Here is a 19,097-nt window from a genome sequence, read left to right as displayed (position 1 = left end):
CGGGTCGCCGCTTCCCGGGGGCGCCGCTTCCCGGGGCGCCGCTCCGCCGGCCGGCGGACGGGGCGACCGTCCCGGCTCAGGCCATGGCCTCGGCCTCGCCGCGGCTGCGGACCGGGTCGCTCCCGGGTTCGTAGGCGGGTGCGGCGGGGGCCCCGGTGATGCCGCCGGCGACCCTGGCCTGGGCCTGGCGGAACTCCTCAAGAGGTCCGGTGAGAGTGTGGACGCCGTTGAGGGCCAGCCGGAGGACGGTACGGCGGGCCCGCCGCTCGACGGGGTTGAGCGGCTGGTGCATGACCATGCGGGCGGCCCAGGTGGGAAGGGTGTCGCGGATGGCCCAGTCCATGAACGGGCCGGTGAGCGGGGTGGTGGGGGTGCCGCGGAGGTTGACGCCGGTGCGCGCCGCCTTGCCGGGCGTGACGGCCAGGCGGGGGAGGTAGGACCGGAGGCATTCGAGGGTGTCGGCCTTGGTGGCGGGTAGGTCGGTGCCGCCGAGCGCGTGGCCGACGCGGACGAACTCGCCGTAGTAGCGGTCCAGGTCCTTCCCGCGCAGCGGGCGGGGATGGTAGCGCTCGTGCGCGGTGGCCAGGCCCCAGACGACGGTGGCGTAGTTCCAGCGCAGCCAGCCGGGGTCGTCGGCGTCGTAGGGGAGGCCGTCGGGGCGGGTGCCCTTGACGGTGTGGTGCATGGCGCGCACCGTTCGGGCCAGGCGCTCGGCGGTCTCGGTGGAGCCGTAGGCGGTGCCGATGAAGAACGACAGGGAGTGCCCGAACCGCACGGCGGCGCCCTCCGGGTCGAACTCGCCGGTCGGCCCGCCCCCGGAGTCCCGGGCGGTGATCCGGGAGTGGTCGACGCCCATCCAGTGGATGCTGGGGTCCAGGCCCTCCAGGTAGGCCGCGCACGCCAGCCCGAAGGACAGGGCCGGGGTGTGGGAGTGCACGTGCCACACCGCGCTGCCGGGGCCGAACCAGCCGGGGTCCCCGGCGGGGCCGGCGAAGTCGAGTCCCCTGAAGAAGCGGGACCGCACATGGGTGTCGAAGTGCCGGTCGAACCGCCCGGCGAGGTGCCGGATGAGCGTCTGGTGGGGCAGGGGGATCATGCCGGCTCCCAAATCTGGCTACAGATGTATCCAGAATAGGAGAATTCTGGCTACATGTGTAGCCAGAATCGGATGGATAGGCTGAGCGGGTGGCGAGCGACGCAGAGACCGTGGCAGCCGCGGAGCTCGCGGAGCTCGCGGGGCCCGCTGAGCCCGCGGTGACCCGGTGGGCCGGTGTGCCGCTGACCGTCCGGCGCAGCGAGCGCCGGGCCCGGCTGGTGGAGGCGGCGTTCGAGCTGTTCGGCACCCAGGGCGAGGCCGGGGTGTCGGTGCGCGCGGTGTGCCGGGCCGCCGCCCTGCACGCCCGCTACTTCTACGAGAACTTCGCCGACACCGGCCAGCTCCTCGGCGCGGTCTACGACAAGGTCGCCTCCGATCTGGCCGGGCTCCTGCCGGCGGTCCTGGAGGCGGCCGGCGACGACGCGGCCGAACGGATCCGCGCCGGCATCCGCACCGTGCTGGACTTCAGCTCGGCCGATCCGCGCCGGGGCCGGGTGCTGTTCACCGAGGCCCGGGCCAACCCCGTGCTGATCGCCCGGCGACAGGCCGCCCAGACCGCGCTGATGGACGCGGTCCTGCGGCAGGAGACCCGGACGCGCCCCGCCGCCGATCCACGCCTGGCGCGGGTGGGCGCCGCGATGTTCACCGGCGCGATGGTGGAGCTCGCCCAGCAGTGGCTGACCGGCGGTCTCGGCGACGATCTGGACGCCGTCGTCGAGCACGCGGCCGCGCTCCTGCGGACGCCGTACGCCGGGTGAAGGGGCGACCGGGCCGTCGCCGGCGACAGCGGGCCGGGGCAGAAGCCGGACGATCGCCCGATCACCCGCCCGCGGCGCCGCGCAGCCGCCGATTCGTTACATCCAGGATCTTGCGGGAGAAGATCCCTTGGAAGAGATTGACGGCAGCTGTCAAATCTCCATCGGCTTTCGGAGCGACCCTCAATGAACAGATGGAAGAGCCTTCTGCTCGCCGTGGCGGTGGCCGTACCCCTGAGCGCACTGCCCATGGCGACCGTCCCCGCCGCGTCCGCGGCCTCCCCGCCCCAGCCACCCCCGACCCCGTCGCCCACGCCCTCCGGGCCGATCGAGGACAACGAGACCCAGCCGGTCTACTCCCGCGCCGAGGCTCTGATCGAGACCGTGTTCGTGGAGGTCGCCGGGACCGACAGCGACGCCGACGGCCGCCCGGACCGGGTCGCGGTCGACATCATCCGGCCCAAGGAGACCGCCGCCGGGCTGAAGGTCCCGGTCGTCATGGAGTCCAGCCCCTACTACGCGGGCGGCAACGACGTGGACAACCACGTCGTCGACCTCGACGGCTCCGACCCGGCCGGCATGGAGTACCGCCGCAACAAGTTCCGCGAGCTGAACGACGAGATGTTCGGCCTGGACGAGGATTCGGCCGCCCGCGCCGCCTCCGCGCCGTTCCGCGGCTACTACGACAACTACTTCGTACCGCGCGGCTACGCGGTCGTGCTGGTGGAGAACGTCGGCTCGGGCCGCGCCACCGGCTGCCCGACCACCGGCCTGCCGAACGAGACCGCCGGGCCCAAGGCCGCGATCGACTGGCTCAACGGCCGCGCCAAGGGCTTCGACGCGGCGGGCGGCGAGGTGCGGGCCGGCTGGTCCACCGGGAACGTCGGCATGATCGGCGTCTCCTACAACGGCACCCTGCCCAACGCCGTCGCCGCCACCGGGGTCCAGGGCCTGAAGACCATCGTGCCGATCGCCGCCATCTCCTCCTGGTACGACTACTACCGGGCCAACGGCGGTGTGGTGGCCCCCGGCGGGTTCCAGGGCGAGGACGCCGACGTGCTCGCCCGTTACGTCCTGACCAGGGAGAACGGTCAGGAAGTCTGCGGTGCGCTGATGGACGCGATCGAGCGCGACCAGGACCGCGTCACCGGTGACTACTCACGCTTCTGGCACGAGCGCAACTACCTGCCCGACGTGCGCAAGGTCCGGGCCAGCGTGTTCCTCGTGCACGGCCTCAACGACTGGAACGTCAAGACCAAGCAGGCCGTCCAGTGGTGGGACGCGCTGGCCGAGCGGGGCGTGCCGCGCAAGATCTGGCTGCACCAGGGCGCGCACTTCAACCCCTTCAACTTCGCCCAGCGCAACGCCGAGTGGCTGCGCCAGCTGCACCGCTGGTTCGACTTCCACCTGTACGGCCTGCGCAACGGCATCCTCGGCGAGCCGCGGGCCGACGTGGAGCACGGTCCCGGCCAGTGGGCCCAGCACCCCGACTGGCCGCTGCCCGGCACCCGTGACGTGCGGCTCGGCCTGACCGCGGGCTCCGGCGGGCAGAACGGCGCCCTGACCCCGGACCGCGGCCGCGGCCGCGCGGTGGAGTCCTTCACCGACCAGAACGCGCGCACCGCCGAGCAGCTCGCCGAGAACGTCGCCGCCACCGACCCCAACCGCCTGGCCTACCTGTCGGCCCCGCTGACCAGGGACGTCCGCCTGTCCGGCACCCCGAAGGTCGGGATCAGGGCGGCCTTCTCCGGCGGGCGCTCGCCGTACCTGACGGCGCTGCTGGTCGACTACGGCACCGACGCCCGCGCCTACGGCCAAGTCGTCTACGGGCCCACCCCGGTCTGCTACGGCCAGGGCATCCCCGGCGACACCGGCTGCGCCCGGCTGGCCGAGCACGTCACCGTCACCGCTCCCTACAAGATCATCACCAGGGGCTGGCTCGACGTGCGCAACCGCCACTCGGACTCCCGCACCGAGCTGCTGCGCGAGGGCCGCTTCTATGACTTCGACTTCGACCTCCAGCCCAACGACTACGTCGTCAAGGCCGGGCACCGGATCGGCGTCGTGCTCATCTCCACCGACCGCGACTTCACCCTCCGCCTGCCCGCCGGGACCAACGTCTCGGTCGAGCCGGCCAGGAGCTCGGTGACGCTCCCGCTCGTCGGCGGGCGCTCGGCCCTCGGCTGACGCGGACGGCGAGGCCCGGACCGGGGTCCGGCGGTGTCCCCGCAGCGTGCCGGGGACGCCGCGGGGCCGCCGGCGCCGGCGGCCGCCCCGGCGGCTCCGGATCTTGACTGCCGCCCGGCACGCTGGTGTAGTGGCTGCGATATGCGCCGTTCAGGGAGCTGGAAGACGGAGCGACGGCGCCGCCGGGGATCGCTCGCCCTGGCCGTCGCCGCCCTGCTCGCGGCCGGGCTCGCCGCGGGCTGGGTCCGTCACGGAGGCGGGCTCGCGCTCGGGGACGGGCTGGGCCTCGAAATCGACCTCGGGCGCCCCGGCCCGCTCCCGGCCGCCTCCCGCTCCGGCGATCCCCGGCCCGCCGGGGACGAGGCGATGGGGGAGTTCGGCTTCTGGGCCGTGGTCGTCCTGGGGGCCGTGCTGGCCGCACCGGTGATCGTCATGCTGATCAGGATGATCCTCCGCGCCGGGGACGGCTTCCCGGCGCCCGCGCCGCCACCGCTCCCGGACGAGCCGGAGGAGACGGTGCTGCGGGTGCGCGAGGCGCTCCGGGCCGGGCTGGCCGACCTCGACTCCGCGGGCGACCCGCGCCGCGCCGTGATCGCCTGCTGGCTCCGGCTCGAACACGCCGCGGCCAGGGCGGGAACCCCTCGCGCGCTCGCCGACACCCCCGCCGACCTGGTCGCCCGGCTGCTGGCGGCGCACCGGGTGGGAGAGGCGGCGCTGGAGCGGCTCGCGGCCGCCTACCGCCGGGCCCGCTACAGCCCGCACGAGGTGGACGACCCCCTGCGGGAGACGGCCCGGCGGGCGCTGGCCGAGGTGGACGCGGAGCTGGCGACGTGATCGGGCCGGCGGCGGGGAACGCGATCGGGGCGGCGGCGGGGAACGCGATCGGGGCGGACCCGGGAGGAATCGTGATGGGGCCGGATCCGTGGAGGAGATCGTGATGGGGCCGGATCCGTGGAGGAGATCGTGACCGGGCTGGTGTGGCACGCCTGCGTGCTCGCGGTCGCCGGGGTGGCGGCCTTCCTCCTGCTGCGCCGGATCCCGGCGGGCGCGCCCCGCCGCCCCGCGGCCGGGCCGGGGACACCGGAACCGTCCGGGCAGGAGTTCACCGAGCTCCGCGAGCTCCGCGAGCTCCGCGAGCACCACGAGATCCGCGAGCTCCGCTGGTGGGAACGGCGGCTCGCCTTCGCCTACGACGACCCCGCCAAGTATCCCTCGCTCGTCCGCGACCGGCTCGCCGACCTGGCCGCCGAACGGCTGCGCCTGCGGCACGGGGCGACCGGCCCGCAACGGGCCCGGGACATCCTCGGAGACGACCTGCACGCCCTGATCACCGCCCCCCGCGCGGAGATCCCGACCCGCGCCGAGCTGGCCCGCCTGGTCGCGCGAATCGAGGAGATATGACCATGGAACCCGCCGAGGCCGGCAGGCACGCGCGCGCGGTGCTCGATCGGGTCGGCACCGTCGTGGTCGGCAAACGCGAGGCCCTGGAACTGGTGCTGGCCGGAATCCTGGCGGGCGGCCACGTCCTGCTGGAGGACTACCCCGGCCTGGCCAAGACCCTCACCGCCCGCTGCTTCGCCCAGACCCTCGGCCTGGACTTCACCCGGCTGCAGTTCACCCCCGACCTGCTCCCCGCCGACGTCACCGGCTCCTTCCTCTACAACCAGCGGGAAGGCGACTTCGTCTTCCGCCGGGGCCCCGTCTTCACCAACCTGCTGCTCGCCGACGAGATCAACCGCACCCCGCCCAAGACCCAGGCGGCGCTGCTGGAGGCCATGCAGGAACGCCAGGTCAGCGTCGAGGGCGTCACCCACCGGCTCCGGACGCCCTTCCACGTGCTGGCCACCGCCAACCCGATCGAGTACGAGGGCACCTACCCGCTGCCCGAGGCGCAGCTCGACCGGTTCCTGCTCCGCGTCTCCTTCGGCTACCCCACGCCGGAGGAGGAGCGGACGATGCTCCGGCGCCGCATGGCCCGCCGCACCGAGGAGACCGTCCTGGAGCCCGTCGTCGACGCCGCCGCCCTGACCGCCATGCAGGACGCGCTGGAGGACGTGGCCGTCGAGGACTCGGTCGGCCGCTACGTCGTGGACATCGTCTCCGCCACCCGCGACCACCCCCAGGTCCAGGTCGGCGCCTCCCCGCGCGGCTCGCTCGCCCTGCTGCTGACCGCCCGCGCCCGCGCCGTCCTCGACGGCCGCGACTACGTCGTCCCCGAGGACGTCAAGCGGGTCGCCCCGGCCGCCCTGTCCCACCGGCTGAGCCTCCGCCCGGAGATGTGGCTGCGCCGCGTCGACCCCGCCGCGATCGTCGAGGAGATCTGCGCCCGCGTCCCCGCTCCCGCCTCCGGCCACCTCCCCACCTACACCGGCTCACCGTCATGACGTGGGTCACGACACGGGCCTTCCGCCGCGCGACCGTCCTTCCGGCCGGGCTGTGCCTGCTGGGGGTGGCCCTGGGCCGGCCGGACCTGCTGGCCGTCGCCGTGCCGTTCGCGCTGGGCACCCTCCTGTCACTGCGCTCCCGGCCCGCGGGCGCCCCGCAGGCCGAGCTGGTCCTGACCGGGAACACCGTCACCGAGGGCGGCACGCTCACCGGGACGGTCACCGTCGCCGCCGACCCGGCGGCGATCTGCGTGGTCGTCCCGGCGGCCGGCCCCGCGCTCGACCTGGAGACCAGGCCCGCGGTGACCGGGGCCCCCGCCACGGTGCCGCTGTCCGCCACCGCCCTGCGCTGGGGGGTGCACACCTTCGGGCCGGTCCGCGTCCGGGTGTTCGCCTGCGACGGGCTCCTGGAGTTCCCCGAGCGGGCGCTGGCGCCGAAGCCTGTGCGGGCGCTGCCCGCCGCCGAGCCGTACTCCTCCCGCACCCCGGTGCCCCGCCCCGGCGGGATATCCGGCATCCACCGCTCCCGGCGGGCGGGCGACGGGGGAGAGCTGGCCGGGGTCCGGCCCTACCGGCCGGGGGACCGGCTGCGCCGCATCGACTGGCGGGTCACGCTGCGCGCCCGCGAGCCGTACGTGAACGCCACCCAGCCCGACCGCGACGCCGAGATCGTGATCCTCCTCGACGTGCTGCGCGACGCGGGCGGCGGGCCGGACGGCCCCGGTGCGCTGGACGCCGCGGTCCGGGCCGCCGCGGCGATCGCCGGGCACTACACGCACCAGGGGGACCGGGTCTCGCTGGTGGAGTTCGGCCCCCGGCTGCGGAGGCTGCGCCCCGGCACCGGACGCAGGCACCACCTGGCCCAGCTCGCCTGGCTGGCCGAGATCAAGGTCGGGCCCGGCGGGCAGGAGACCCTCGGCGACCGGCTGCTGGCCACCGGGATGCTCCCTCCCGGGGCCCTGGTCGTCATGCTCACCCCGCTGCTGGACGCGCGCAGCGCCACCGCGCTGGCCGTCCTCGCCCGGGCCCGGCGCGCGGTCGTCGCGGTCGACACCCTGCCGGAAGGGCTGCCGCTGCGATCCGCCGGCGAGTGGTCGGAACTGGCCGAGCGCATCTGGCGGCTGGAGCGCGACAACACCGTCGGCCGTCTGCGGGAGGCCGGCGTGCCCGTCGAAGCCTGGCGCGGTTCGGGGAGCCTGGACGCGGTCCTGCGCGATGTGGCCCGCGCCGCGGCGGCGATGCGATGAACGGCCCCGGCGACGCTCGCTCCTGGCAGGGTGGCGTTCCCTCCCGGCAGGGCGGCGGCGGTCCCGCCTCCACCGACCAGGGCGGTCCCGCCGCCTCCGGCCGGGAGGGCGGCACGGCGGGGCGCCTGCTGCTGCACTCGCTGGCCTGGCGGGCGCTGGTGTGGGCGGCGGGGACGGCCGCCCTGCTCGTCGCCATGCCGCCGGACTACCGGGCCGGGCCGGTGATGCCGCTGCTGGCGGTCCTGATCAGCCTGCTCACCGCCGCCGACCCGGACGGCGGGTGGGTCTCGGCGACGCAGGCGGTCGCGGTGGCGGCATGGCTGCTGACGACCATGCTGTACGGCTACAGTCCGTCACCGGCCATGGGCCTGCTCATCGGCCTGCTGCTCTACCTCCACCACGGCATGGCCGCGATCGCGGCCCAGGTGCCGGCCTCGGCCCGCATCCCGGCGGCGCTCCTGGTCCCCTGGCTGACCAGGACCGGGACGGTGACCCTCGCCTCGGCCGCCGTCTGCCTGGCCCTGACCGTGATCACCGGCGCGGCGGCCGCCGCGGTGCCGGCCGCGGCGGCGGTGGTCCTGGGAGCCGCCGGGGCGCTGGTCCTGGCCCGCGTGCTGCGCAACGCCGGCCGCTGACGGCGTCGGCCGTCCCGATGATTGGAGGATCAACGAGCGCACGCCAACCACGCACCTGCGGTACGCGTCCAACCACGTACAGCGAGGCAGGTGAAACTGGTGCACTGGCTATCGAAGAACCGTCGCGATGTGGCCACATTCGCATCCGATGAAGAATTCGGCGATCGCCGGAGGCGACATTGATCAATCACGGAAAACCACACGTATAGGAACCGGTGGTTCGGGGGTTCTGCTCCCTATCGGAACAGGTCTGCCAGAACCACGTCGCCGGCGAGGGTGTTTCGCTGATCAAAACCGGCATGGTGAAGCCCGGCCTGACGCTCTGCATACGCACCAGCGATGGTCGTGTAGGGACCGTCAGCGTCACTCAGGTGACCCATGACGCCCTTGGAGGGTGGATCTCGGGAACCTCGACGATTTGGTACTGATCGCGACGGCTCGTGCTCATGTCCGGGTGGGGACGACCCTGAGGGGTGACCCTGGCTTGTCCCTGATGTGGGCCCGCGCGCCTGCCGTACGGCCCGGCGGGGACATACCGTGGACACATGGGACGAATTCTGCTGATCGTGGCGGCCGTGATAGTCGCCTTCATGCTGCTCGGCTCGGTGCTGGGCTTCCTGTTCGGCCTGCTCAAGTGGGCTTTGATCATCGGCCTGGTGGCCGTGGTCGTCATGTTCGCCGCCAAGCTCTTCCGCGGGTCTTCCCGCGTCCGCGACTGAGGCGTCCGCGACTGAGGCGTCTGTGACCGAGGCGTCTGTGACCGAGGTGTCCGCGACCGGCGCGTCCGCGTCCGTCCGCGGCCGGGGCGCCGCTCGGGGGCGCCTTCCGGCAGGGTCCCCTCCGCGGGGAGACCCTGCCGGATCGGGGCGGGGTCACTCTCCGTGCAGGGCGTGGACCGGCTCCAGCGCCGCCCACTCCTGACGGCGCGCCTCGGCCACGACGATGGCGGCCGCCACCGAGACGTTGAAGGACCCGACCCGACCGACCTGCGGGATGTAGCAGACGGCGTCGGCGGCCTCCAGCAGGGCGGGCGAGCAGCCGTGGTCCTCGCCGCCGACCACCAGGCACACGTCGCCGGAGAGGTCCGCCTCGTGCAGCGGCACGGCGTCGCCGGTCAGCTCCACCGCGACCACGCGGAAGCCGGCCGCCTTGGCGGCCCGGACGGCCTCCACCACCGGGACCGGCTCGTCCCAGGTGACCAGCCGGTCGGTGCCCAGGGCGGTCTTCTGCGCCTTGGGATTGGTCGGGGGAGTGGCGTTGCCGGCCAGCCAGATGTGCTCCACGCCGAAGGCGGCGGCCGTACGGAAGACGGAGCCGATGTTGAACGGCCCGGTCACCGACTCCACGATCAGAGCCAGCCGGCCCTCGGTGTTCCGGCGCCAGGTGCGGTTGAGCCGCTTGACGTCGGTCGGCCGCAGCTGCCTGCGCGGGTTGGTGGTCATCGGTGCCTCAGCGCTCCTCGTTCGTTCTTCCTGGATCTGTGCACGGCTCCCCGCCGGGGACCGGCCGGCCGCCGCGGCGGCGGCGACCGATCCGCCCGGATCACGGGGCCGCTTCCGCCGCCTCGCGCGACCTGACCTCGAGGATCCGGTAGGAGGACCGGGAGGCCGTGCGGTCGGCGGGCCATCCCCGCTCGTTCAGCCAGCGCTGCAGGGAGTCGGAACCCAGGTGCTTCTGCACCACCAGATAGGCGACGCCGTCCGGGGTGAGGCGCGACAGCCACCGGGTGAGCATCTCGTGCAGGGCGGCCTTGCCGATGCGGATGGCGGGATTGGACCAGATGGCGCGGAACCTGACGTCCGGCGGGACCTCGTCGACGTGCAGTGACCTTACTTTGTCAAGGCCGGCGCTCCGGGCATTCCTCGCGCACAGATCCACGGACCGGCGGTTGACGTCCACCGCCCAGACGGTCGCCCGGGGAGCCCGCGAGGCCATGGTCAGCGCGATCGGGCCGTAACCGCACCCCAGATCCAGCAGGTCGCCCTCCGGCGGGGGAGGGGGCACGCTCTCCAGCAGGATCCGCGTGCCCTGGTCGACCCGCTCGGGGGAGAACACCCCGCTGTCGGTCTCGAGTTTCAGGTGCAGGTCGGGGAGCACGAGCGTGACCGAGCCGGGACGGCCGGCGGTCGCGGGGTGCTCCTCGAAGTAATGTGCCACCCGCCTATTGTCGCGTCTCCGGTGCGCCGCTCCGCACGCCACGGCCCCCGTGCCGCCTCCGGGGACGCCCGGCCGCGGGAAAACCGGATGCGCGCGCCCCGCGAAGGCGCCTAGTACTCCAGTGACATTTCGAGATCATGGCTGGGATCTGCGCTGGTAGTGGCACTGCCGGGCGATGGCCTGATGACGGCGACGCCACCGCGACCAGCGCAGGACCTCGTCGAGTTCGCGGGGCCGGGCCCAAAGGACGGCCAGCAGACGGCGGATCTCGGGCAGTGTCAACGCGATGAGCTCGCCACCGCTGCTGGTCTGCTGGGCGACCACGGCGGCCACGGCGGCCAAAAACGCCAGCGCGAGCATGGCCAAGGTGATGTGCCGATACCAACCGCTCCAGGTGCGCACCTGGTAGTGGTCCAGCCCGACCTGGCCCTTGGCCGCCTGGAAGGACTCCTCCACCGCCCAGCGGATGCCCGCGATGCGCACCAGGCGCAGCAGCGGCACCGGTGCGGGCGCATAGCAGCGGTAGAAGGCCAGCTCACCGGAGGCCGGGTGGCGGCGGATCAGCAGCCACCGGTGCCCGCCGACGAGCTCGGTCTCCTCGGCATCGATGCGGGCCCAGGCCCACAGGTAAAAGCGCGGACCCTTGGCCCCGGGGCCGGCGCTGTAGCGGTGCCAGTGCCGATCGGCGGCCAGGGCGGCGGCCTCAGCGGCCGTGCGCGCGATGCCCTCGACAGTGACGCGCCGGTTGGCGGCGATGGCCAGCACATAGCCCAGGCGGCGGGCTTGCAGGAAGGCGCGCAGGTCCGGGGCTTGACCGTAGACCTCGTCGGCGGTGACCCAGCAGGCCTGGACCCCGGCGGTCAGGGCGGCGTCGATCATCTGCGCAGCCAGGACGGGCTTGGTGGCGAAGGCGGCCCGCTCAGGGATCTTGGCGCGTCGGCAGCGGGCGGCCTCGGCCAGCCAGGTGCGGGCGGGCAGATACAGGCGCCGGTCGATGAGCGCGCGCCCGTGGGGGGGTGGCGTAGGCCAAGAACACGCCGACCTGGCTGTTTTCGATCTTTCCTGCGGTGCCGGTGTATTGACGCTGCACCCCGGCCGAGCAGGCGCCCTTCTTGATGAACCCGGTCTCATCGACGATCAGCACGCCGCGCGGGCCGAGCTGGTCGACGGCGTAGGCGCGTACCTCATCGCGCACGGCTTCGGCGTCCCAGCGTGCGGTGCGCAGCAGGCGCTGCATGGTCTGCGGGCCGGGCAGGGCGGCGTGCTCGGCCAGGGTCCAGCAGTTCTTGCGTTCCAGATCGGCCAGCAGGCCGCGCACGTAGGCGGTGGCGGTACGGCGGGGCTCGATGCGGCCGAAGCAGTGGGCGATGCGGCCCATCAGGTCGTTGAAGGTGACCAGCCAGCCGTTGGGGTCTACGCTGTCGGCTGCGGCCATCACGCGATCTTCAGATGTCTTCACAAACTCCGAATGATCACGTGGTGGCCGTCTCCATGCGACCCCGCATCAGGCAGATCGCGAAGTGTCACTGGAGTACTAGCATCGGCGTCATGGCTACGCCCCGCACTTCCTAGCCGGAAGACCAGGTCTCACATCACCCCTGTGTCTTCAGCCAGCTACGGAGCGTAACCGTAATGATCACCATTGCCGATGTCGACGTGCGTGTCGGCGCCCGTCTCCTGCTCTCCCGGACCGCCTTCCGCGTCGCCCCCGGCGACAAGATCGGCCTCGTCGGCCGGAACGGCGCCGGCAAGACCACGCTGACCCGGATCCTGGCGGGGGAGACCCAGCCCGCCTCCGGCGCCGTCACCCGGGTGGGCTCGGCCGGCCACCTCCCGCAGGACCACCGCGCCGGCGACCTCGGCGGCACCGCCGCCGACCGGATCCTGTCCGCCCGCGGCCTCGACCGGGTCATCCGCGACCTGCGCGCCGCCGAGGCGGCGATGGCCTCCGAGGAGGGGCCGGCCGAGCAGGCGATGCGGGCCTACACCCGGGCCGAGGCCGAGTTCCAGGCCCGCGGCGGGTACGCCGCCGAAGCCGAGGCGGCCCGGGTGGCCGCCGGACTGGGCCTGCCCGACCGAGTGCTGGCCCGGCCGCTGGGCACCCTGTCCGGCGGGCAGCGACGCCGGGTCGAGCTGGCCCGCGTCCTGTTCGCCGGGCACGACACCCTGCTGCTCGACGAGCCCACCAACCACCTCGACGCCGACTCGGTCGGCTGGCTCCGCGGGTTCCTCGCCGCCCACCGGGGCGGGCTGGTCCTGATCAGCCACGACACCGGCCTGCTGGAAGCGGTCGTCAACCGCGTCTTCCACCTGGACGCCGACCGGGCGTGCCTGGACGTCTACAACCTCGGCTGGCGGGCCTACCTGGCCCAGCGCGAGACCGACGCCCGGCGGCGCAGGCGGGAGCGGGTCAACGCCGAGCGCAAGGCGGGCACGCTGCTGGCCCAGGCCGGCAAGATGCGGGCCGGAGCCAACACGGCGGCCGCGGCGAAGAACATGGAGCGCCGGGCGCGGCGCATGCTCGCCGCCACCGAGCCCGAGCGGCGCGCGGAGAAGGTCGCCAAACTCCGGCTGCCCGAACCCGCCCCGTGCGGCAGAACCCCGCTCACCGCGGCCGGCCTGGCCAAGTCGTACGGCTCGCTGGAGGTGTTCACCGGCGTGGACCTGGCCGTCGACCGCGGCAGCCGGGTCGTGGTGCTCGGCCTCAACGGCACCGGGAAGACGACCCTGCTGAAGATCCTGGCCGGACGGGAGCGGCCCGACGCCGGGATCGTCGTCCCCGGGCACGGGCTCAGGCTGGGCTACTACGCCCAGGAGCACGAGACGCTCGACGCGGGCCGTACGGTCCTTGCGAACCTGACCTCGGCCGCGCCGCAGCTGACCGAGGGCGAGGCCCGGCGCGTCCTGGGGGCGTTCCTGTTCTCCGGCGACGACGCGGGCAAGCCCGCCGGGGTGCTGTCCGGCGGGGAGAAGACCCGGCTGGCCCTGGCGACCCTGGCCTGCTCCGGCGCCAACGTGCTGCTGCTCGACGAGCCGACCAACAACCTCGACCCGGCCTCGCGACGGGAGATCCTCGACGCGATCCGCGCCTACCGGGGAGCGATCGTGCTGGTCACCCACGACGAGGGAGCGGTGGAGGCGCTCCGGCCCGACCGGGTGCTGCTGCTGCCCGACGGCGCCGAGGACCTGTGGAGCCCCGGCTACGCCGACCTGATATCGCTCGCCTGACACCGCCGTATGACGCGCAGCCGTACGGCCAGGCGGGCGAGCGCGAGCAGAGCTTCCGCGCCCGGCTCAGGGCAGGCGGGTTCCCAGCACCATGGCGAAGACGGCGAACAGCAGCCCCGCCACGACCGCCGCCACGATGAACCGCTGGCTGATCTCCTGGTTGACCGTCCGGTAACCGAGGGACGTGCCGATCTGCTCGTAGACCGACCGCAGCTCGCTGCCCGACTCCGCCTCGTAGGCGCGGCCCCCGGTGCCCTCCGACAGGGCCTGCAGCGTGGCCTTGTTCACCGGGACGTTCACGTCGCGGCCGTCGATGGAGACGGTGCCCTCCTGGGTGCCGTAGGCGATCGTGGAGACCGGCACGCGGGCGCTGACCGCCGACTCGATCGCCTCGGCCACCGAGCGGCCCGAGGTGTTGTCGCCGTCGGACAGCAGGATGATCGCGGCGGGCGGCGGGTTGGTCACGGCCTGCTGGTCGAAGGAGCGGACGGAGTCGAGGGAGCTGAAGACCGCCTCGCCGATGGCGGTGCCCGCCCGGGTGTTCAGGTTGCTGAGCGAGGTGACGACGGCCTGGTGATCCGTGGTGGGGGAGACGACGACCCCCGCGGAGCGCGCGAAGGCCACCAGGCCGACGTTGAACCGTTCCGGCAGGTCGGCGACGAACTTCTGGGCGGCGTCCTTGGCCGCGGCGAGCCGGTTCGGCGGGACGTCGGCGGCCTCCATCGACAGCGAGACGTCCAGCGCGATGATGATGGTCGCCCGGTCCCTGGGGACCCGCACCGAGTCGGCCGGGCGGGCGGCCCCGACGATCAGCAGGCTCATCATCAGGAAGAACAGCACCGGGGCGATGTGACGGCGCCAGCCCGGCCCCGCCGGGGCCACCAGGTCGAGCAGGGGCAGGTTCGTGAAGCGCACCGCGTGGCGGCGCCGCGCGAACTGGGCGGCCACGTAACCGGCCACCACGGCCGCGAGCGCGGCGAACAACCACAACCAGGCGGGGGAGAGGAAGGTCATCGGATCGCCCCCGCCCCCGCGGCCGGGTGCCGGTGCGCGATGTGCGCCGTACGGCGCTGCTTCAGCACGAACTGCGCGATGTCGGCCACCCAGTCGCGGTCGGTGCGCAACACCAGGTGCTCGACGCCGCAGCGGCGCAGCGCCGTGCGGGTGATCTCCCGCTGGAGAGCCGCCGCCTCCGCGTAGGCCGCGCGGACCTTCGCGGTGAGCCGGACCTGGCGGCTCCGGCCGGACTCGGGATCGGTCAGGCTGACCAGCCCCACCGGCGGCAGCTCCAGCTCGCGCGGGTCGAGCACCTCGACGGCCAGCACCTGGTGGCGGGCGGACAGGCGGCGGATCGGCCGCTCCCAGGGCGGCTCCAGACCGGGATCCAGGCTGGGCCGGGCGTCCAGGAAGTCCGAGACGATCACCCTCAGGCCGCGCCGCCGCCGGGCCGAGGCCAGCGCCTCGACCGCCTCGGCCAGGTCGGGGGCGTCGGGCACCGCCCGGCCGCGGGGGGCCTGCGCCAGCGAGTTGAGCAGGCCGTACAGGGCCGCGCGGCCTCCCCGGGCGGGCATCCGGTGGATGTACTCGTCGTGCAGGACGTAGGCGCCGAACCGGTTGCCGACCCGGGCGGTCAGGAAACCGATCGCGCCGACCGCCGCCACCACCAGGTCGCGCTTCTCCACGGCGGCGGTGCCGAAGTCCATGCTGGGGGACAGGTCGGCCAGCACCCAGGTCTCCAGCTCCCGGTCGGCGATCAGGTCCTTGACGTGGGGGACGGACGTGCGGGCGGTCACCGCCCAGTCCATCCGCCGGACGTCGTCCTCACCGGGGACGTAGATCCGGCTGTCGCCGGCCTCGCTGCCCGGCCCCGGCATCAGGCCCTGGTACGAGCCCTGCAGCAGCCCGTCGAGCCGCCGCACGACGGTCAGCTCCAGCCGCCGGAGCGCCTGCTCCGCCGTACTCATGGCACCGCTGCGCGTCGCGGCTCGGGGGCTGGTGACCGGTGCCTTCCCTCGTCGCTCATCCGCTGCGCTCCTTCGCTCCTCAGTCCAGCGCACCGGCGCCCCCTCGCGGGCTCATGGCGCCGCTGCGCGTCGCGGCTCGGGGCGTCTCCCGGCGGCGCGGGCTCACCGCGGGCCCTGGTTCCACACGACCACGGGCGGCGGCACGGCGGCGAGGACCCGCCGGACCACCTCGTCGGGGTCGAGCCCGTCGGCGACGGCGTCGAAGGTCAGCATCAGCCGGTGGGACATCACGTCCACGGCCACGTCGCGGACGTCGTCGGGGAGCAGGTAGTCGCGGCCCCGGATCAGGGCCAGGGCGCGGCCGGCGGCGACCAGGCCGAGGGTGGCGCGGGGGCTGACGCCGATCTCGATGCTGTCCTCCAGCTCGACCATGCCGTACTCGGCCGGGGAACGGGTGGCCATCACCAGGCGGACGACGTAGTCGGCGACGAGCTGGTGCACCGAGACCTGGTCGGCCAGATCCTGCAGGGCCGCCAGCCGTACGGGATCGAGGACGGGCCGGGGCACCGGCGGGGAGACGCTCATCCGGTGCAGGATCTCCAGCTCCTCATGGGCGCTGGGGTGCGTGACGCGGACCCTGAACAGGAACCGGTCGCGCTGGACCTCCGGGAGCGGGTACACCCCCTCGGACTCGATCGGGTTCTGGGTGGCCAGCACGACGAACGGCTTGGGCAGCGGGTGGGTCCGTCCGGCCAGCGACACCTGGCGCTCGGCCATGACCTCCAGCAGCGCCGACTGCACCTTGGCCGGGGCCCGGTTGATCTCGTCGGCGAGCAGGAAGTTGACGAACACCGGCCCCAGCTCGACGTCGAACTCCTCCCGCGAGGGGTGGTAGACCCGGGTCCCGACGATGTCGCTGGGCACCAGGTCGGGGGTGAACTGGATGCGGGCGAAACTGCCGCCCACCACGGTGGCCAAAGTGGAGGCGGCCAGGGTCTTGGCGACCCCGGGCACGCCCTCCAGCAGGCAGTGGCCCCGCGCGAGCAGCGCCACGAGCAACCGCTCCACCATGTGCTCCTGGCCCACGATGACGCGCCGGACCTCGGTCAGCGTCTCGCGCAGCAGTCCGGCGTCGGTCTCGCCCGGCAGTTCTTCGGCGACGGTCATGTTGAATATTCCACCAAACGAGACGCCGCCTGACACGGCTGATCGGATCCGGATTTCCTGTCAATACCCACTGGCGCGTGGTGTGATCACTCTCGGGTCTTTCGCTGTGTTTTCCCCCGTGTGCTTTCATGGCAGACGTGGCCACTCCGCTCCAGTACGGTGACCCGCCCCTGCTCGGGCCCTTCGTCCTGCAGGCGCGCCTGCGGGTGGGACCCGCCGGGCTGGTCTACCTGGGGCAGGGACCGGACGGGCGGGCGGTCTCGGTCGCGGTGCTGACCAAGGGCGCCGCGCAGGACCCGGCGGCCCGCGACCGCTTCGTCACCGCGATCCGGGAGGCCGCCGCGGGCCGGAACGGGGTGCGGGGGTGGATGACCAGGGCGTCGCGCAGCCGTACCGCGGTGATCGACGCGGCCCCGCAGGTGCTCGCGATGGGGGGCGGGACCGCCCCGTGGGTCGCCACGCCGTACGAGCCGGACCGGGTGGGGGCCGAGCGGTTCCTGGAGCCGGTGCTGGTGCGCGGCACCCTGATCGGCGAGCGGCACGGCCCGGACTTCGCGCCGCACTGGCTGGGTGACCGCATGCCCGCGCTGCCCGCGCCCAGAGTCGCCCCGCCGGCCGTCGAGACCCGCATGTCGGTGATCATCGCCGCCGTGGTGCTGGCGGTCCTGCTGTCGCTGCTGGCCTCGATGATCTGGCTGCTGTTCCGCGTCGAGGAGGAGGACGACCGGTTCCCTCCCCCGCCGCCGTCGACGGTGTTCGTGCCCACCCCGCCGCCGGTCCCGGCGACGCCGGAACCGCGGCAGCCCACCCCCTCCCCGTCGCCCTCCGAGAGCGGGTCGCAGACGCCCGGCCCGGAGGAGGACGGTGACGACGCGAACGGCGCGATCTGAACACCCGCGGGCCGGAGCGCCCGCGCCCCGGGGACGCTCCCGCCCGGGAACGCCCGCGGACAAGGGCTTGAACCTCACGTGACGTGAGTCTCTAGCGTCGGCCCCATGGAATTCATCGTTCACGACACCCCGCGGGTCATGCTGGACCTGGCGGAGCTCCCGCTCGAGCGGCGCGCCGGCGCGCTGCGCGACATGCTGGCCCCGATGCGCGAGGCCATCCCCATGCCCGGCGACCTCGTCGACATCCACCACCAGGGCGGCGGCTTCCGGGTCGACCGGGACGACGACCGCTACCTGCCCGCCCTGCGCCGCCTGGTCGGGGAGGACGTCCGCGGCCAGATCGAGCGCGCCCTCCACGCCGCGTGGAGCCACCTGTCCGGCGCGGTCCCCGGAATCAAGGGACCGGACAGCCTGCAGGTGATGTTCGTGCTCGGCGATCCCGACAACAGCTACTTGACGGAGATCACCGGGGGCTACTACGGAATGGGCGGCTCGCCGGGCTGGCTCTACCTGCTGGCCTGGCCCTCCGACGACGTGATCGGCCGGATCGCGCACTGCGCGGTGCACGAGTTCCACCACCAGGTGCGCTACCACAACGTCGAGTGGAACCCGGTGACGGTGACGGTGGGCGAGCACGTCGTGGCCGAAGGGCTGGCCGAGGCGTTCGTGCGCGAGCTGTCCGGCCCGGAGGCCATGGGGCCGTGGTCGGCGATGGTGACCGGATCCGAGTTCGACCGCGCCTACGAGAAGATCACCGCGGACGCGGGCCTGGCCGGGATGGCCCGCACCCCGGCCTACGTGCTGGGCGACTCGGCCGCGCGCAGGTTCGGCCAGGAGCCCGTCGGCGTCCCGGACATGGCGGGGTACGGCGTGGGCCTGCGCATCGTGGACGCGCACCTGGCCGCCTCCGGCCTGACCGTGGCGGAGAGCACCGTGCTGTCCGGCGCGGAGATCCTGCGCAGCGCGGGGGTGAGCGCCCCGGCGGCGTGACGCCGCGGGCCGTCCCCGGCGCTGTGGGCCGGCCCGCGGCGATCTCCGAGCGGGGTGATCTCCGGGCGCGGTGATCCGCGTCGAGGCGCGATCTCAGGGTATGGACAGCAGATGGACAAGCAAGAGGAACTCCGTCAGGTGGAGGCGGACCTGGAGCGGTTGCGCTCCGAGGTCGCCGTCATGCGTGACCAGGTCGGAGACCTGGGAGCCACCGACGCCGTCGAGCGGGCACAGATGATCAATATGGCCGACGAGCAGCAGACTCTGATCATCGAGCTGGAGGCGCGGCGCGACGCCCTGCTGAGATCCCCCGACGACGGTTGAGCCCCGCGATCCGGGAGCGGGGCTCAGGCGGCCTCGGTGGTCAGCCGGGTGTGCAGAAGGTTGTCGATCTGCT

Annotated in this window: 18 protein-coding genes and 1 pseudogene; 12 read left to right on the top strand and 7 right to left on the bottom strand. The window is 73.6% G+C overall.

Annotation, left to right across the window (positions count from 1 at the left end; translation table 11 throughout):
- Positions 1–76 precede the first annotated feature (76 nt).
- Complete coding sequence (locus Plo01_RS38415; RefSeq protein ID WP_239317886.1) at positions 77–1,096, bottom strand: oxygenase MpaB family protein; 1,020 nt, start codon at positions 1,094–1,096, stop codon at positions 77–79.
- Between the two features lie 89 nt (positions 1,097–1,185).
- On the opposite strand from Plo01_RS38415, the gene Plo01_RS38410 reads away from it, so the two are divergent.
- From Plo01_RS38410 to Plo01_RS38375, 8 genes are all read left to right on the top strand, one after another.
- The gene (locus Plo01_RS38410; protein WP_239317883.1) at positions 1,186–1,854 is read left to right on the top strand and encodes a TetR/AcrR family transcriptional regulator; all 669 of its coding nucleotides are present in this window, start codon (positions 1,186–1,188) and stop codon (positions 1,852–1,854) included.
- Positions 1,855–2,037: 183 nt separating this feature from the next.
- Positions 2,038–4,038, top strand: coding sequence for a Xaa-Pro dipeptidyl-peptidase (locus Plo01_RS38405; protein ID WP_203895723.1), 2,001 nt, complete (start codon positions 2,038–2,040; stop codon positions 4,036–4,038).
- Between the two features lie 141 nt (positions 4,039–4,179).
- On the top strand, positions 4,180–4,872 hold the full coding sequence (locus Plo01_RS38400) for a DUF4129 domain-containing protein (protein WP_203895722.1): 693 nt from the start codon (positions 4,180–4,182) through the stop codon (positions 4,870–4,872).
- Positions 4,873–4,989: 117 nt separating this feature from the next.
- Entirely contained in the window at positions 4,990–5,439 is a 450-nt protein-coding gene (locus Plo01_RS38395) for a hypothetical protein (RefSeq protein ID WP_203895721.1), read from the top strand.
- A gap of 2 nt (positions 5,440–5,441) precedes the next feature.
- Complete coding sequence (locus tag Plo01_RS38390) at positions 5,442–6,422, top strand: AAA family ATPase (protein ID WP_203895747.1); 981 nt, start codon at positions 5,442–5,444, stop codon at positions 6,420–6,422.
- A complete protein-coding gene (locus tag Plo01_RS38385; RefSeq protein WP_203895720.1) occupies positions 6,419–7,669 on the top strand; it encodes a DUF58 domain-containing protein in 1,251 nt (416 codons plus the stop codon). Before Plo01_RS38390 ends, Plo01_RS38385 begins: the two co-directional genes overlap by 4 nt.
- Positions 7,666–8,304: a hypothetical protein gene (locus tag Plo01_RS38380; RefSeq protein ID WP_203895719.1), complete on the top strand. Its 639-nt coding sequence runs from the start codon at positions 7,666–7,668 to the stop codon at positions 8,302–8,304. The genes Plo01_RS38385 and Plo01_RS38380 overlap by 4 nt, the downstream gene beginning before the upstream one ends.
- A gap of 545 nt (positions 8,305–8,849) precedes the next feature.
- Positions 8,850–9,023 carry a hypothetical protein gene (locus Plo01_RS38375; RefSeq protein WP_203895718.1) on the top strand — a complete coding sequence of 58 codons (174 nt, stop codon included), beginning with the start codon at positions 8,850–8,852 and terminating at the stop codon, positions 9,021–9,023.
- Between the two features lie 153 nt (positions 9,024–9,176).
- On the opposite strand, the gene Plo01_RS38370 is transcribed toward Plo01_RS38375, so the two are convergent.
- From Plo01_RS38370 to Plo01_RS38360, 3 genes and pseudogenes are all read right to left on the bottom strand, one after another.
- On the bottom strand, positions 9,177–9,746 hold the full coding sequence (locus Plo01_RS38370; RefSeq protein WP_203895717.1) for a TrmH family RNA methyltransferase: 570 nt from the start codon (positions 9,744–9,746) through the stop codon (positions 9,177–9,179).
- 100 nt (positions 9,747–9,846) lie between these two features.
- Positions 9,847–10,461 (bottom strand): class I SAM-dependent methyltransferase, encoded by a 615-nt coding sequence (locus tag Plo01_RS38365; RefSeq protein WP_203895716.1) that lies wholly within the window; start codon positions 10,459–10,461, stop codon positions 9,847–9,849.
- Positions 10,462–10,596: 135 nt separating this feature from the next.
- A pseudogene (locus Plo01_RS38360) lies at positions 10,597–11,839 on the bottom strand (IS701 family transposase).
- A gap of 254 nt (positions 11,840–12,093) precedes the next feature.
- Here Plo01_RS38360 and Plo01_RS38355 point away from each other — a divergent pair.
- Positions 12,094–13,689, top strand: a complete 1,596-nt coding sequence (locus Plo01_RS38355) for an ABC-F family ATP-binding cassette domain-containing protein (RefSeq protein WP_203895715.1) — start codon at positions 12,094–12,096, stop codon at positions 13,687–13,689.
- A 66-nt stretch (positions 13,690–13,755) separates the two neighbouring features.
- On the opposite strand, the gene Plo01_RS38350 is transcribed toward Plo01_RS38355, so the two are convergent.
- From Plo01_RS38350 to Plo01_RS38340, 3 genes are all read right to left on the bottom strand, one after another.
- Positions 13,756–14,703, bottom strand: a complete 948-nt coding sequence (locus tag Plo01_RS38350; protein WP_203895714.1) for a VWA domain-containing protein — start codon at positions 14,701–14,703, stop codon at positions 13,756–13,758.
- Positions 14,700–15,653 carry a DUF58 domain-containing protein gene (locus Plo01_RS38345; protein WP_203895713.1) on the bottom strand — a complete coding sequence of 318 codons (954 nt, stop codon included), beginning with the start codon at positions 15,651–15,653 and terminating at the stop codon, positions 14,700–14,702. The genes Plo01_RS38350 and Plo01_RS38345 overlap by 4 nt, the downstream gene beginning before the upstream one ends.
- A gap of 162 nt (positions 15,654–15,815) precedes the next feature.
- Positions 15,816–16,820: an AAA family ATPase gene (locus tag Plo01_RS38340; RefSeq protein WP_203895712.1), complete on the bottom strand. Its 1,005-nt coding sequence runs from the start codon at positions 16,818–16,820 to the stop codon at positions 15,816–15,818.
- Between the two features lie 128 nt (positions 16,821–16,948).
- Between Plo01_RS38340 and Plo01_RS38335 the strand changes: the two genes are divergently transcribed.
- From Plo01_RS38335 to Plo01_RS38325, 3 genes are all read left to right on the top strand, one after another.
- A complete protein-coding gene (locus tag Plo01_RS38335; RefSeq protein ID WP_203895711.1) occupies positions 16,949–17,710 on the top strand; it encodes a hypothetical protein in 762 nt (253 codons plus the stop codon).
- A 105-nt stretch (positions 17,711–17,815) separates the two neighbouring features.
- A complete protein-coding gene (locus Plo01_RS38330; RefSeq protein WP_203895710.1) occupies positions 17,816–18,700 on the top strand; it encodes a DUF2268 domain-containing putative Zn-dependent protease in 885 nt (294 codons plus the stop codon).
- 111 nt (positions 18,701–18,811) lie between these two features.
- Entirely contained in the window at positions 18,812–19,024 is a 213-nt protein-coding gene (locus tag Plo01_RS38325; protein ID WP_203895709.1) for a hypothetical protein, read from the top strand.
- The last annotated feature ends 73 nt before the right edge of the window (positions 19,025–19,097 follow it).

Source organism: Planobispora longispora (genome assembly GCF_016863135.1).
GTDB classification, from domain to species: Bacteria; Actinomycetota; Actinomycetes; order Streptosporangiales; family Streptosporangiaceae; genus Planobispora; species Planobispora longispora.
This window is presented reverse-complemented; position numbering and strand designations above follow the sequence as displayed.

What these genes read in the sequence shown, in the direction of transcription:
- Plo01_RS38355 (WP_203895715.1), top strand. Translation starts at nt 12,094, where the DNA reads ATGATCACCATTGCCGATGTCGACGTGCGTGTCGGCGCCCGTCTCCTG.
- Plo01_RS38350 (WP_203895714.1), bottom strand. Translation starts at nt 14,703, where the DNA reads ATGACCTTCCTCTCCCCCGCCTGGTTGTGGTTGTTCGCCGCGCTCGCG.
- Plo01_RS38405 (WP_203895723.1), top strand. Translation starts at nt 2,038, where the DNA reads ATGAACAGATGGAAGAGCCTTCTGCTCGCCGTGGCGGTGGCCGTACCC.
- Plo01_RS38345 (WP_203895713.1), bottom strand. Translation starts at nt 15,653, where the DNA reads ATGAGTACGGCGGAGCAGGCGCTCCGGCGGCTGGAGCTGACCGTCGTG.
- Plo01_RS38380 (WP_203895719.1), top strand. Translation starts at nt 7,666, where the DNA reads ATGAACGGCCCCGGCGACGCTCGCTCCTGGCAGGGTGGCGTTCCCTCC.
- Plo01_RS38375 (WP_203895718.1), top strand. Translation starts at nt 8,850, where the DNA reads ATGGGACGAATTCTGCTGATCGTGGCGGCCGTGATAGTCGCCTTCATG.
- Plo01_RS38385 (WP_203895720.1), top strand. Translation starts at nt 6,419, where the DNA reads ATGACGTGGGTCACGACACGGGCCTTCCGCCGCGCGACCGTCCTTCCG.
- Plo01_RS38325 (WP_203895709.1), top strand. Translation starts at nt 18,812, where the DNA reads ATGGACAAGCAAGAGGAACTCCGTCAGGTGGAGGCGGACCTGGAGCGG.
- Plo01_RS38400 (WP_203895722.1), top strand. Translation starts at nt 4,180, where the DNA reads ATGCGCCGTTCAGGGAGCTGGAAGACGGAGCGACGGCGCCGCCGGGGA.
- Plo01_RS38335 (WP_203895711.1), top strand. Translation starts at nt 16,949, where the DNA reads ATGGCAGACGTGGCCACTCCGCTCCAGTACGGTGACCCGCCCCTGCTC.
- Plo01_RS38340 (WP_203895712.1), bottom strand. Translation starts at nt 16,820, where the DNA reads ATGACCGTCGCCGAAGAACTGCCGGGCGAGACCGACGCCGGACTGCTG.
- Plo01_RS38370 (WP_203895717.1), bottom strand. Translation starts at nt 9,746, where the DNA reads ATGACCACCAACCCGCGCAGGCAGCTGCGGCCGACCGACGTCAAGCGG.
- Plo01_RS38415 (WP_239317886.1), bottom strand. Translation starts at nt 1,096, where the DNA reads ATGATCCCCCTGCCCCACCAGACGCTCATCCGGCACCTCGCCGGGCGG.
- Plo01_RS38330 (WP_203895710.1), top strand. Translation starts at nt 17,816, where the DNA reads ATGGAATTCATCGTTCACGACACCCCGCGGGTCATGCTGGACCTGGCG.
- Plo01_RS38390 (WP_203895747.1), top strand. Translation starts at nt 5,442, where the DNA reads ATGGAACCCGCCGAGGCCGGCAGGCACGCGCGCGCGGTGCTCGATCGG.